The organism is Anabaena sp. AL93 (assembly GCF_001672085.1).
In the GTDB taxonomy this organism is placed as follows: Bacteria; Cyanobacteriota; Cyanobacteriia; order Cyanobacteriales; family Nostocaceae; genus Dolichospermum; species Dolichospermum heterosporum.
In genome coordinates, this window is sequence record NZ_LJOU01000078.1 from 1 (window position 1) to 13,157 (window position 13,157).

Consider the following 13,157-nt stretch of genomic DNA (forward strand, 5'->3'; position numbering starts at 1 on the left):
AGTATATACATATATTCTAATGAAGTCAACAGGTAAAGGAATTAAAAGAACAAAAAATCAGCCAGTCTTTTATGAAGAACTGAAGAAGCACCGAAATATAATGGTGACTAATACTGCTTGGGAAAATTTAATCAAGGCTTCTAATTCACTGGAGATCAGCGTCAGTGAGTTAATTGAAAGAGTGGGTAGAAATATGTATGGCAATATCAAGAAAGATGACTGTGACTAAAGTCACACGAGCCGCTTATATCTCAGGGCTAAAGCCGCTGAGTTTTACGCTTACCGGCTGTTCCTATAAATAATAGGGAGATAAGGACTGGCAACTATTACATCAACATCAGTGCCACTTCTTTAGCAAAATAAGTCAAGATTAAATCAGCACCAGCCCGCTTCATGCTGGTTAAAGTTTCTAAAATCACCTTTTTCTCGTCAATCCAACCATGTTGAGCCGCAGCTTTAATCATTGCGTATTCACCACTAACGTTATAAGCTGCAACGGGTAAATTTGTTGCTGCTTTTACTTGACATATTATGTCTAGATATGCTAGGGCTGGTTTGACCATAATGATATCTGCACCTTCAGCAATATCCAGTTCAATTTCTTTTAAAGCTTCTTTGGCGTTAGCTGCGTCCATTTGATAGGTTTTTTTGTCGCCAAATTTGGGGGCTGAATCTAAAGCGTCCCGGAATGGTCCATAGTAGGCTGAGGCGTATTTTGCTGAGTATGCCAAAATCCCGACATTGATATAACCTTCAGCGTCTAAAGCTTGACGGATTGCGCCGATTCTACCATCCATCATATCCGAAGGAGCAACAAAATCCGCGCCGGCTTCTGCTTGGGAAAGTGCCATTTTTACTAACACTTCTATGGTTTGATCATTGAGAATTTTGCCATTTTCATCAACTAAACCATCATGGCCATGAGTTGTGAAGGGGTCTAGAGCAACATCAGTAATAATGATGATTTCTGGAACTGCGTTTTTAATGGCTTTGACGGTTTCCTGCACCAATCCCTCTGGGTTGTAGCTTTCTGTAGCTGTGTCGTCTTTTTGTTCTTCGGGAATAACTGGGAATAGTGCGATCGCATTAATACCCAATTGTGACACTGCGGCTATTTCTTCCAGGAGTAAATCTAAAGAATAACGATAACATCCTGGCATGGAAACAATTTCTATTTTTGTGCTTTCACCTTCCATGACAAACATCGGATAGATCAGATCATCTACAGTTAAAATCGTTTCCCGCACCATTTTTCGGAGGGTTGCAGTGCGACGGAGACGACGGGGACGTTGAGTCAGATGTAAGGCTTGATTGGTAGACGAGTTCTCAGACGACATAATAGCTCTGTAAAAATGATAATCATTATTATAGTCGTATTACATAAGTCCTAACAACAATACCTTCTCCATTTTTTGTAGGTTGGATTAAGCGACAGCGCAACCCAAGGTATTTGTTGGGTGAGCCTCCCGTCAGGGATACGTCCCTCAACCTCAATCCAACCTACAAATCAAGACTTTTTTCAATTGGAACGAGAATCTTGAGGTAAAATCATTTCCCGAATGGCTGTGGCTGTGGCTGGGGCGAGTAAAACCCCATTGCGGTAGTGTCCCGTAGCCAGGAGTATATTTGTAAAACCCGGTAGTTTATCAATTACTGGCGCTGGTCTGCCTTCGGGACGGGGGCGCAACCCTGACCAAGTGCGGAGAACCTTGGCTGCGGCTAACTCTGGGGCGAAGGCGATCGCCTGTTGTCTGACAATATCCAATAATTCTTGACTTGCAGATATTTGATTTTCATGATTGGGAAATTCTACGGTTGCTCCCACCCAATAATCACCATTTCCCATTGGCACAATATGCACATCATTACCAGTAATTACAGGTTGAAAATCGGGATTTCCTAAACTGCGTCCTAAGCTCAAATATAAAGCTTGTCCCAGCACTGGACGGATATTTACCATTTGATCTAATTGTGCAGTTAAGGCTGTTGAACCCAAACCCGCAGACATAATAAACCAATCAGCGGTAACTTTGCCCTCTGTAGTTTCAATAAAATTACATTTACGCGCTTCTCCCAATCCTTTTTTGATGTGTAAAGGTGTTGGGGGAGGAGGAGGAGGCGTTTCTGTGCCGGTCACAGACACACCAAACTTGAAATTTACGCCATTACGTTGGGCTGCATCTACTAAAGCTAAAGTTAAAGCTGTGGCATTTAGTTGTAAGTCTTGGGGAGAATAGACAGCACCAATAATTTGCGGATGACTGATTTGGGGACAATATTTTTGCAGTTGTTCTTGATCCCAAACTTGTAATTCCCAACCTTGGGATTGGCGAATTTCTCGCAGTTGTTCCCATTCGGAAAGGACTTCAACGCCACTTTCTAAGGGACGCTCTAAGTTTTCTGATAATAGCATGACGATTCCTTGCCGATTACAAGGGATTTTCCGCCCTGTAATTCCTTCTAATTCAGGAATCAAAGTTTCATAGCGTTGGATGCTACTTTGTCGCATTCGCCAAGCAATACCCTTGGTTTTATGGCTAATTACACCCATTAACACACCGAGAGCGGCACTGGTAGAACCTTGTGCTGGTTGTTTTTGCTCGAAAACGGTGATGTTTAAACCTTTAACTTGGCTGAGTTCATAGGCGATCGCCGCCCCAACCACGCCACAGCCGATAATTACTACATTCATGGTTTTTGCGCTTGAGTTAGGGGTGAAGCATGAAAAGTCTTCCTCTCCACCCTATCACTCCATTACCCTAGCATTTTGTGATTCAAGACTCGAAAGGAGGCAGGGGAGCAAGAGGTAGGGAGAGGGGAAGCAAGCAGGGGAGAAATTTCTTTCTTTCTTCTTCTTTCTTCTTCCTCCTGACTCCTGGGCGCAGGCCCTGCGCCCCTACGCTCCTCTTTTAGCTACTCTTTTCGGGAACTAGTTCTAAGAATTTGTCAATATCCGCAAACACTTCTTGGTATTTACTCGCAGCTAGGCTAGTATTACCCGCAGCAGCAGCTTGATCAATTCTTACTAGGTCATTCAACAAATCTTTGCTAATTTGTCGAGCTTGAGCTTGGTTTTGCTTGGCTAGGTTGGGAATGATATAAGTCATATTTAATCTAGCTTCTGTCATCGGTCCGTGAATAAAATTACCCACTTTCACCCATTCACCTGCTTTAATCAGGTTTTGGAGTTCGGAAGAGCGATCGCGCACCATCTGAATTCCGGGAACATATTCCTGAATTTTCGCAACTTCCGCCGCCGTATAAGATGGTGGTACAGTAACAACAGTAGGACTACCACAACTAATCAAAAATGTGGCTAATAGTACAAAAATCAGTGAAAAAATAGAACGTTGACGCACCATAAATGGAAATTAATTTTTTGTTTGTTTACAGATTAACAGTGTTATTTTAGATCGCTATGTAATGAACCGTTACAATTAACTCAGGTTTTTCTGTCTTGATCTTCCCCGCAGACCAACCGCATAGAGGAGTATTATTGAGTGAACGCAGCCGAACAAGCCACAAACCTAGAATTTGCCAGCAAAATTGCTACGGTAGTAAATTTATTTAAATATGAATTTCCTGATGTCAAATCCGATCTTAAACCCTGGCACAATGACCCAGAAACCAGAGAACTAGTAGATCCAGATTCTATAGACATTGGTTTTCACTTTCCTGGCATTAGCAAATCTTGGCGCTGTCGCAGTATTTTGATTCAAATCCGATTTTATCAAGATCCGATTAATAATCACCGTCGCGCCATTGGTGTCGAAGCCGCTGGATTTGATCACAGTGGGGAAGTTTGGCGACTTTCCACTATTGAAACCTGGAGTTTTGTCGGTGACTCCACACCCTCTGCTGAAGTTCGGGAAAAACTGAAACAGGTTTGTCGGCAAATTTTAGAGGTGTTTAATCAGCCGAGTCTGTAAAAATGAGAGTATTGAAAAAATAGTAGAAAAAGCTCTTGAAGATGGTCACTTATACTCCGCAAGGGAATAAATTGAGCTTTTGCTTCAAGGTAATATATGGATGTAAAAACCCAAGTTAAGTAGTGAGACAGAATTAATTACACAGTGTTATTGCGTAAGCGTTGCGTGGCGTTAGCCATATGGAACGAAGTGAAATGAAGCAATTCCAAGGGTTGTGATTGCTTCCCTTCCCTCGCAATGACTGGTATAACACCGACAATGGAGGCAGGAGTTGGGCATACAGTAAGAGACTTCCAAATAAAAAAATGTCCCAAAACTGATGCAGAAATTCTCTCTCTGTGTACTCTGTGCCTCTGTGGTTCGTTTCTTAGGATAATTTATTTCTTGGAAGTCTCTAAAAGACTTTTATTCCTTAATTCTTACTGCTTTCATATTTTTATTCACGTACTAATACTTGTGTACCTATACTTACTTGGCTATACAACATTCTGACATCAGAATTACGCATTCTTAGACAACCGTGAGAAACAGCCGCCCCTAGTAAATCAACATCTGGTGTGCCATGAAAGCCGAGTTGATTCCGACCATCAGACCAAAAACCAATCCATCTATCCCCTAAAGGACTGTCAGAACCGCCCTCGAAAACAGCATTTGTAATGGGATGTCGCCAAATGGGGTCGTGTTCCTTGTGGATGATTTTAAAATTGCCTGTTGGTGTTTCCCAGCCTTTTTTACCGATAGCAATGGGATAACTAGCTATTATTTCATTATATTGAGAAACATAGACACGGCGATCGCTCAAATCCACCACTACTTGAGTTGTATTTGATACTGGCATTGATCCCTGAGAACTCTTGACCGGATCTGTAACTTGATCCTGACTTGACCTTTGTGTTCTCCAAACAGCAGCTTTTTGGGGAGAGTTAGGCACAGAAGCCGCAATTGCACTGTTGCCAATTTCCACTGATGAACCCTGTGGATAAATCTCTGTGGATATAGACTGATTTAATTGTCCTGTTGTTCTCATATTGTGCCAATGGACAGCCAGAGATAAAATTGCTGTACCAAAACAGAGAAACATGACCATACTCGCTACAGATTCATTTCTTGCCATTGCCATCGCCTATTCATCGCCTATTATTTATCCCTGACACATCTGGCTAAAGGTGACTGATCATTGATCATTAAGTAAGTACCAGTCAAGTATTTAGTGGACATCTGCCAATTTGATCACCATCCCTAACTCTAACAAAAAGTTAATCCGTAGTCTTCTTTACCTTCTTCTTTCATACTTACTTGACGATGGAATAAAATGCTGAAAACTCCTTTCTATATATATTTCCGTGTTCCGATTATAAATCCGTCACCTTACCGAGGAACTTTTGATCTATAATCTAGTCTAATGGAGGGGAGTGATTTAACGCCAATCTGATCCATGAGTCAATCCATTAGTGTATCCTGGTCAACAGTGGATGCCACCTATCCAATAGCATCGGTGCAAGTTGACAAACTCTCAAACAACGATCTTATTTTGCGCTGTCAAGTCGGATTGCGTCCAGAACGTGCTGCCTTTTCAGAACTGTTACGTCGCTACCAGACTCAAGTTGATCGAGTTTTATATCATTTAGCCCCCGATTGGTCTGATAGAGCCGATTTAGCCCAGGAAGTTTGGATTCGTGTCTATAGGAATATTAACCGACTACAAGAACCTGCCAAGTTCCGGGGATGGTTAAGCCGCATTGCCACAAATTTGTTCTATGATGAATTACGTAAACGCAAACGGGTCGCTAGTCCCTTATCATTAGATGCTCCCCGCACCTTAGATGATGGGGAAATGGATTGGGAAATTGCCGGTGATACCCCAAGTCCAGATGAGCAACTAACTACTAGAGAATTTTATGAACAGTTGCGAGAAGCGATCGCCGACTTACCAGAAGTTTTTCGGACTACAATTGTTTTAAGAGAAATTGAAGGCATGGCCTATGAAGAAATTGCCGAAATTACCGGAGTTTCCCTGGGAACGGTGAAATCTAGAATAGCTAGAGCCAGATCAAGATTACAAACTCAGTTACAAACCTATCTAGATACATAATCTACACCATGTTTCCTCAATTCTATGGCAGATTTTAAGAAATATTAAGGACTGTCAACGAAAATATATATTTTCTGCCATTGAGAAGCAAAAATGAATCAACGGGTACTATAAATATGGAGAAGCGCGATTGTTTCGAGTTATTAAGTGCTTACCTGGATGGCGAAGTTACAGCTACTGAACGCAGGCAAGTTGAAGAGTGGCTATTAACTGATGCCTCAATTAAATGCCTATACAAGAGACTATTAAATCTTAGAAAAGGCTTGCATAACATCCCTGTTCCCGCCAACTCTCAGTCATCAGAAGCAACGATTAACCAAGTTTTAGTCCGTGTTAATCGCCGTTATCGCTTGAACTGGATGTTAGGTAGTGCAGCCGCAGTGGCTTGTATTTTGGGAACAATATCTGGTTTATTGCCAAGTAATTCCAGAATGCTAGAAATAGCCACAACACAACCAACAGAATTAACACCAACAGCCGCAGATTCGCCCTTAATGGTGGCTTTAAATAACCCAGTTATTGAAATTCCCAAAACAGCAGTAGCTCCTAGCGAGAAGCTAGTTAACAACCTCAATTAATTAATAGCTAAACTGTCACCACTCCAGCAAGCATCAGTGAGTATACCTCCTAGCTGGTCAACTTTTTATGATGTCATAAAATACACCCAAACCAAATATAAAAATGAGCCGTTTAGCTTACAAACCTCTATTTACTGGCGATTATAGAGGTTTTTTGATGTCGGTTGATTTCTAAACGAAACGTAAAAAGCAAGTTTGGCAAGAATTTTAGGTTGTAAGTGGAAGAATATCGAAAAAATTAAATGAATCGGATTTCTTATAATGTCTGATCAAAAATTTGATTCATCAATACTTTTAGTAATTGTAGATAAGTAGGTTGGCGTTGAAAATTGTCCTTATGGCAAGGCAAAAGGCAAGAGGCAAGAGTGAAGAGGGTTTGGGCGATTTTACGTTTCTTTACACAGTTTGGTTTTATTGTGTTCACCTACTTACATCTGTTTTCATCTCGGCTTTGTTGAGTAAAAATAATTCTCTATTTCTTGGCTAATATGACATAATCATCTAATACATAGTGTGATTCATACTTTTGACTGAAATACTTTTTAAGTAACCGAGTCATATATAGTTGCTTAGGTAATTCATCTTGAGCAAATTTGGCAAACTCAGAAATAGCTAAAGGTTTTCTTAAACCCGTTGCATTTATATATTTATACCAAACTAATTCTAATCCAAGTTCTTCTACAAACTTATATACTATATTTTTTTCCTGTTCTTTATCTTCAACTTGATAAATATTGTAAGCCTTGAATAGCTTCTTGTCTTGGATAATTAAGAGTACATACCCCTGATTATTTAAGCTTTCAGAAAATATTTCTTTATATATATTATTAGCTTGAATTCTTTTGGTATTATCTGCGAAAAAACAATGAGAAATAACGATGAAATCAAAAAAGTTTTTGGGAATATTCCTAGATTTCGCATCCCATAAAAAGATGTCAGAACTAACAAAACGAAAGTAATTATTTAGAGGATTTAGTTGCGACTCGATATATTTACGCCAAAATTGAAGTCCTCGATACTGGAAAGCGGCTTGTTTTTCTAAAGAATAGTAAGATATGTGCATTTGGGGAATATCAAAAAAGCTGCTACAACTTTGGAGAAATAAAGCCAAACCATAAGCTGTTGTTCCCGGTCCAGCAGCGATATCAAGAATATTCAATTTAGTTGGTAACAACCCATCTTGGTAAATTAAAAACCAGGCTAAATAGAGACAATAGACATTTTCTAAAAAATATTTCATAAAATAGACATGAGGAGTCAGACTAAAACGGTAGTCTGGATCTTGTCCCATTTTTAAGCTAGTAATATCCTCAACAGCGTCTTCTAATTTAATTGCTAATTGTTGATCAGAAATTTTACTAAATTCTTCTTGAAGATATTCCACTAGTTTAACTTCAAAATTATCAAATATACTCTCATCAATTCCTGTTGCTTGGAGTTTATATTCATCATGATCCACTAATTTAAAAGCTTGATATATAAACTTAATAAATTCTGCATTTGGATTTAATAACAGATGAGATTTTGATTCTTTTGCTGCTGTTATTTGGTTTCTTAAATTTGCAGTTTCGTGTTTATTTTCCTGTAAATTTCGTTCAAGTTGCAGTTTATCCCTAAATAGTTTCTCTAACCATGAAAAACTTGCTCCCGATTTTTGAATCTCTTGCAAAATTTGTACAGCACTTCGGGTATCACCACGCTGTAATGCTGATTTAAATTGCTGACTTCTCCACCAATTAATAATAAAATTACTCATAACCAAACCCGTCTTTTCCTTCTTTTATTTCTACACCCGGAAGCTGAGAGACTAACTTTTCTTTAAATCTCTGATAACTAAACCTCTCAGAATTATACCACCAAGCATACTTTTGTTTAATTTCTTCAGCTTCTTGACGAGTTCCGGCGACAAGAGAACGATTATTGTGAGGATGAAAATCTTGAATTACTACTCTATCTGCAATAGCTAATTTTTCAATAAAAGCATCTTCATCTATTACTAATGTTGGTAATAAAGGTGTAATTGTAATAGAAATTTTAGGAATAAAACCTTTAAAAATATCAATACTTCGTCTAATTTTAGTAATAGCATTTAATCTGGCTTTAATACTAGGAGAACGGGGTTCAAAGTCTCTTCTTACAGCTTCGCTACCTGTGGGAATGCTCATATTAATTCGCAATCGTTGAAACCTTTGTAAATAATCAATATCTCTAGTAATAATGGGACTGCGAGTTTGAATTACTAAATTTGGCCGATAATCAAGCATTACTTCTAATAAACTGCGAGTTAATTGATGTTTAGACTCCAAAGGTTGATAAGGATCTGTGACACTACTCATGTAAATTCTGGGAGGTTGCTTGGGATTTTTCCGATACCAAGTTTCTAATTCTTTTGCTAAAATTTCCGCAGCATTTTCTTTATAAATTACCCATTTACCCCAGTCTTGGCGCATTTGAGAATTAGGGCTAAATGCAGCAGCATAGCAATAACTACAGCCATATTGACAACCCCGATAAGGATTGAGGGTAAAGTCATAAGCAGCAATAAACCCAGTGGCTTTTGTTAGCAGTGATTTAGCATTTTGAGCGTAAACTGTAGTATCTCCAAATTTTTCGCGCACGCATTTTGTAGGAGTTTCGTCGCTATAACCTTCATACCTTGGTTTCGCCATATTTTAATATGTTATTTACTTGATAGATCCTAAAAATGCTATTGAATACATTTAAATATAAGCACTGCTGATACACAAACGTATATTCACGTATTTTTCCGTTTTTTTCTAAACATAGAGAAAATAGTAATTTAAAATTAGGAATGTTATCTAAAACTCATAGTTTTATGTTTAAGTATGCTTTAAATAAAGAATTTAACTGAAATTTTACTCCCTCTTCCCCTAACACTTTTTCTACTAAACACCGTCGTGTTAAAGATTGTATAATTTGCAAGAATCTAGCATTTGATAATTCAATATTAGCAGGTTTTTGGAAAATATCTATAGGTTCATTTTGTGTTGCTAACCAGTTGATAACCTTATTTTCTAATTCTGATAAACGTTCTAAATGATTTTCTAAAAGTGCTTCTATATCTCCTAAAAATAGATCATCATTATCTCTTAAAAATAGGGATACTTTACCATTAAAAAATTCTCTTATAGTTAATATAATGATATTTAACCAACCAGGATGACCTTGATAAATTCTTATTAATTCGTCCCATTTATCTTCATCTTTTAAGCCTTTCTCTCTCAATATTGCTTTAGCATCTTCTCCTAATCTTTGAAGATATAATGTTTTTGTGTGTTTGTTTTGAATTTCTAAAGTTTCTATATCTGGGGGTTTTGCTGAACTAATTAAAATTAAACAACTTTGATGAGATGATGTGGCAATTTGTTGAAAAAATTTACTATAATCCTTGTATTCTGTTAAATATTGACCTGCTAAGTTACCAAATTGAAAAATATTATCCACATCATCAATGATTACTAAACAACGAGATGAACTAAAATAATCTATGATTTCAGGTAATGGGTTTTGTGATTGAGAAAAAAATTGTTTAAGTTCATTTTTAAGAGTTATCAGTTGAGGCAGATTATCAAGACTGCGATAAATAATATAATCAAATTCTGTTTTAATTTCTGATATTAATTTCAGAGTTAAAGCGGTTTTACCAATTCCACTTAATCCATAAATTGTTATTAGTCTAGTTTTATTTTCTAATATCCATTCTTTTAGGGTAGCAATTTCTGAAGTGCGTCCATAATTATAGTTTAATTCCGGTGCTTTTGTTAAGTCAATTATTGGGGTTTGATATTTGGGTTGAGGAGGTTTAAAATGCTCTTGTTTATTATTTATAATTGGTAAAGACTTATCACAAATATTAATATTTCCTTGAGCATTAACTTGCACATCAAAATTATCCCTTTGAGAAACACGATATTTCTTTTCTACTCTAGAACGAAAATTATCCTTATTCAGGTCTTCTCCTAATGATTGTCCTAGTTTTTTCCATAATTTAGCCGCTTCTTTTTTGATATGAGATTCACTGCAATTATTAAATCCTACAGCTATTTGCCAATATTTCTGACCTTGCCAAACACCTTTGAGAATTGCTTCCTCTACAGGAGTCAGATTTTCACTAGTCGTCTCAAAAATTAAATTATCAGCGTATTGTAAAATATCCTCAATATTATTCATCTGTAGTTACCTCATGATATTTGAAATACTATATTATACTAAATTCTACTATATTTGTGTTAAATTTTGTCTAAATTGTGTACTAAATCCTACTTTAGTGTAAAAAAAAGTCAGGCACTATTGTAAAATATTAAATACAAGCAAACAATTCTAAAACAGTTTATTTACTTAAAAAATCATTGTAATACCACTATGAAAAAAATACTCAAAGGTCGGCGACCATTTTTATTTTCTTTTTTCTTAACTATTTTTTTAATTTTCTTAATGGTGTTAACTAGCTCCCCTATGTTTAAAAATGGACAGTTAATCTCACTAGCAGAAACACTCATCAAAAATCCAAGTTTCCTTCCGAGTATTAATCTATGGGTTGTTCCTCCTAAATTTGATAGTGCTAACAATTTTTCTGATGGATTAGCAGTAGTATTGATCAATGGAAAAATAGGTTATGTTGACAAACAAGGTAAGCAAGTTATACCTGCTAAATTTGATTGTGGAAACGAATTTTCAGAAGGACTTGCAGCAGTCAACATGGGAGGAACATTTAGCATTGAAAATAATGGTTGTATACCGGGTGTAGGTAAATGGGGTTATATTAATAAACAAGGTGAAGTAGTTATTCCTATACAATTTGATCATGCTTCAAGCTTTACTGAAGAAATGGGTAGAGTAAAGATAGGTGATAAATGGGGTTTTATTAGCAAAGAAGGTAAACAAATCATTCCAGCAAATTTTGATCGTGTACTTCCTTTTAACGAAGGACTTGCGGCGGTCAATATTGGAGCTACATCAGGTTTTAGTCCGGGACCAAATGTAGGTGGTAAATGGGGTTTTATTGATAGGCAAGGCAAACAAATTATTCCAATTGAATTTGGTCAAACTACTTCTTTTTATGAAGGTTTAGCTTCAGTTATTGAACAAAAAACAGATGGTACTTTCTTAGATCCATTTGGTCTTGGTGGTAAAATTGGGTTTCTTAATAAGGAAGGTAAACTCATTATTCCATACCAATTTGATGAAAGGATGATAGCAGGAGTTAATCAGGTATTTTTCGAGGGACTAGCAGGAGTATTAGTTAATTGGAAATGGGGCTTTATTAATCATCAAGGAACATTGCTTATTCCTCCTCAATTTGAGAATATTATTGTTTTTAGAGAAGGATTAGCACCAGTTCAAATTAATGGTAAATGGGGTTTTATAGATAAAGTGGGACGATTTATTATTTCTCCTAAGTTTGATTTTGCTGCTACTTTTAAAGAAGGTTTGGCTCCTGTAAGAATTGGTGATAAATATCGCTATATAAATAAACAGGATAAGGAAGTTATTAGTCCTCAATTTGATTATGCTGATAGATTTAACGAAGGATTAGCAGCAGTACAAGTTAATGGTAAATGGGGTTATATTCGTAATCCTCTACAAAAATATTAGTTGTAGGTATGTTGGATAAAATGGCTCTACATATCATTAAAAATCCCATGATATTGATTCCGTTTTACCCAACGATTTGCTATGATAAAACTAACTAAACTTCTATTATAGCAAATCTTATGCCATCACCTAAGATTATTGAACTTGAACAAATATTACAAACTTACTCCATTGAAGATAAACAATGGTTATTACAACAGTTAATTCAACAACTGGGATTAAATCATCAAGAAAAACCACCAGTAAATTATCAACAACAAGCAAAAGACATTATTGCAGAAACTATCAGTGAAGTTTTAGCTTTATCCAACGACTGCGAAGAGGAAGTTTGGCAAAAATTTTATGCAGCCAGTGGAAGAATATCGGCAAAGTTAAATGAATCGGATTTATTATAATGTCTTTTCAAAAATTTGATTCACCACTACCTTTAGTTATTGTAGATACATCTGTTTTCATCTCAGCTTTATTGAGTAAAAACCCAAATAGTGCGCCTTGTAAAATTATTATATACTGGCGAGAAGGTAGATTTAACCTAGTAATTTCTCCACAACTATTAGAGGAATTAGTTGAAAAATTATTAGCAAAAAATATTGATAAGACTGATATTAAAGATATTTTAACAGCCATTTTTTATACGGCAATTAAAATTCAAGGTACTTATCAAGCGACAATCTTGGATAATATTGATCCTAATGATAATATGTTTTTAGCCGCAGCTTATGAAGTTAGTGCTGATTATTTAGTTTCTCTTGATAAAAAACATATTCTGCCATTAAAACATTATCACGGAACACAAATTTTATCACCAGATTTATTTATCAGGATATTAGATAAATAAAATCAGTATATTGTATGTTGTGTAAAATTTTATCAAGAGCATTTTGAATAATATTAGTATCTAATAAATAACCCATTTAACCTCGTTTTACAGATTTATCAAAA

General features: G+C 36.4%; 14 protein-coding genes. 7 read left to right on the forward strand and 7 right to left on the reverse strand.

Features of this window, described 5'->3' with window-relative positions:
• Window positions 1-229: hypothetical protein (locus tag AN486_RS18985; RefSeq protein ID WP_290599467.1), on the forward strand; the 229-nt coding region annotated here is incomplete at its 5' end.
• A 97-nt stretch (window positions 230-326) separates the two neighbouring features.
• Here AN486_RS18985 and hemB read toward each other — a convergent pair.
• From hemB to psbQ, 3 genes are all read right to left on the reverse strand, one after another.
• Window positions 327-1,337, reverse strand: coding sequence for a porphobilinogen synthase (gene hemB, locus AN486_RS18990; RefSeq protein WP_290602066.1), 1,011 nt, complete (start codon window positions 1,335-1,337; stop codon window positions 327-329).
• A gap of 182 nt (window positions 1,338-1,519) precedes the next feature.
• A complete protein-coding gene (locus AN486_RS18995; RefSeq protein WP_290602068.1) occupies window positions 1,520-2,692 on the reverse strand; it encodes an FAD-binding oxidoreductase in 1,173 nt (390 codons plus the stop codon).
• Between the two features lie 217 nt (window positions 2,693-2,909).
• Window positions 2,910-3,362 carry a photosystem II protein PsbQ gene (psbQ, locus tag AN486_RS19000; RefSeq protein WP_168635837.1) on the reverse strand — a complete coding sequence of 151 codons (453 nt, stop codon included), beginning with the start codon at window positions 3,360-3,362 and terminating at the stop codon, window positions 2,910-2,912.
• 138 nt (window positions 3,363-3,500) lie between these two features.
• Between psbQ and AN486_RS19005 the strand changes: the two genes are divergently transcribed.
• Window positions 3,501-3,929, forward strand: coding sequence for a hypothetical protein (locus tag AN486_RS19005; RefSeq protein WP_027403137.1), 429 nt, complete (start codon window positions 3,501-3,503; stop codon window positions 3,927-3,929).
• A gap of 436 nt (window positions 3,930-4,365) precedes the next feature.
• Here the strand turns inward: AN486_RS19005 and AN486_RS19010 are convergent, their stop codons facing one another.
• Window positions 4,366-5,049, reverse strand: coding sequence for a L,D-transpeptidase (locus AN486_RS19010; protein ID WP_053540830.1), 684 nt, complete (start codon window positions 5,047-5,049; stop codon window positions 4,366-4,368).
• A gap of 315 nt (window positions 5,050-5,364) precedes the next feature.
• On the opposite strand from AN486_RS19010, the gene AN486_RS19015 reads away from it, so the two are divergent.
• Entirely contained in the window at window positions 5,365-6,021 is a 657-nt protein-coding gene (locus AN486_RS19015; RefSeq protein WP_053540831.1) for a sigma-70 family RNA polymerase sigma factor, read from the forward strand.
• 116 nt (window positions 6,022-6,137) lie between these two features.
• Window positions 6,138-6,599 carry an anti-sigma factor gene (locus tag AN486_RS19020; RefSeq protein ID WP_039202305.1) on the forward strand — a complete coding sequence of 154 codons (462 nt, stop codon included), beginning with the start codon at window positions 6,138-6,140 and terminating at the stop codon, window positions 6,597-6,599.
• A gap of 472 nt (window positions 6,600-7,071) precedes the next feature.
• On the opposite strand, the gene AN486_RS19025 is transcribed toward AN486_RS19020, so the two are convergent.
• The 3 genes from AN486_RS19025 to AN486_RS19035 form a co-directional block, all read right to left on the reverse strand.
• The gene (locus AN486_RS19025) at window positions 7,072-8,355 is read right to left on the reverse strand and encodes a photosystem II assembly protein (RefSeq protein WP_053540832.1); all 1,284 of its coding nucleotides are present in this window, start codon (window positions 8,353-8,355) and stop codon (window positions 7,072-7,074) included.
• Complete coding sequence (locus AN486_RS19030; RefSeq protein WP_053540833.1) at window positions 8,348-9,268, reverse strand: radical SAM protein; 921 nt, start codon at window positions 9,266-9,268, stop codon at window positions 8,348-8,350. The genes AN486_RS19025 and AN486_RS19030 overlap by 8 nt, the downstream gene beginning before the upstream one ends.
• A 157-nt stretch (window positions 9,269-9,425) precedes the next feature.
• The gene (locus tag AN486_RS19035) at window positions 9,426-10,790 is read right to left on the reverse strand and encodes an AAA family ATPase (protein WP_053540834.1); all 1,365 of its coding nucleotides are present in this window, start codon (window positions 10,788-10,790) and stop codon (window positions 9,426-9,428) included.
• Window positions 10,791-10,982: 192 nt separating this feature from the next.
• On the opposite strand from AN486_RS19035, the gene AN486_RS19040 reads away from it, so the two are divergent.
• The 3 genes from AN486_RS19040 (at window position 10,983) to AN486_RS19050 (ending at window position 13,053) form a co-directional block, all read left to right on the forward strand.
• A complete protein-coding gene (locus AN486_RS19040; protein ID WP_053540835.1) occupies window positions 10,983-12,215 on the forward strand; it encodes a WG repeat-containing protein in 1,233 nt (410 codons plus the stop codon).
• Between the two features lie 119 nt (window positions 12,216-12,334).
• Window positions 12,335-12,610 (forward strand): hypothetical protein, encoded by a 276-nt coding sequence (locus AN486_RS19045; RefSeq protein WP_053540836.1) that lies wholly within the window; start codon window positions 12,335-12,337, stop codon window positions 12,608-12,610.
• Window positions 12,610-13,053, forward strand: coding sequence for a putative toxin-antitoxin system toxin component, PIN family (locus AN486_RS19050; RefSeq protein ID WP_053540837.1), 444 nt, complete (start codon window positions 12,610-12,612; stop codon window positions 13,051-13,053). Before AN486_RS19045 ends, AN486_RS19050 begins: the two co-directional genes overlap by 1 nt.
• Window positions 13,054-13,157: the final 104 nt, after the last annotated feature.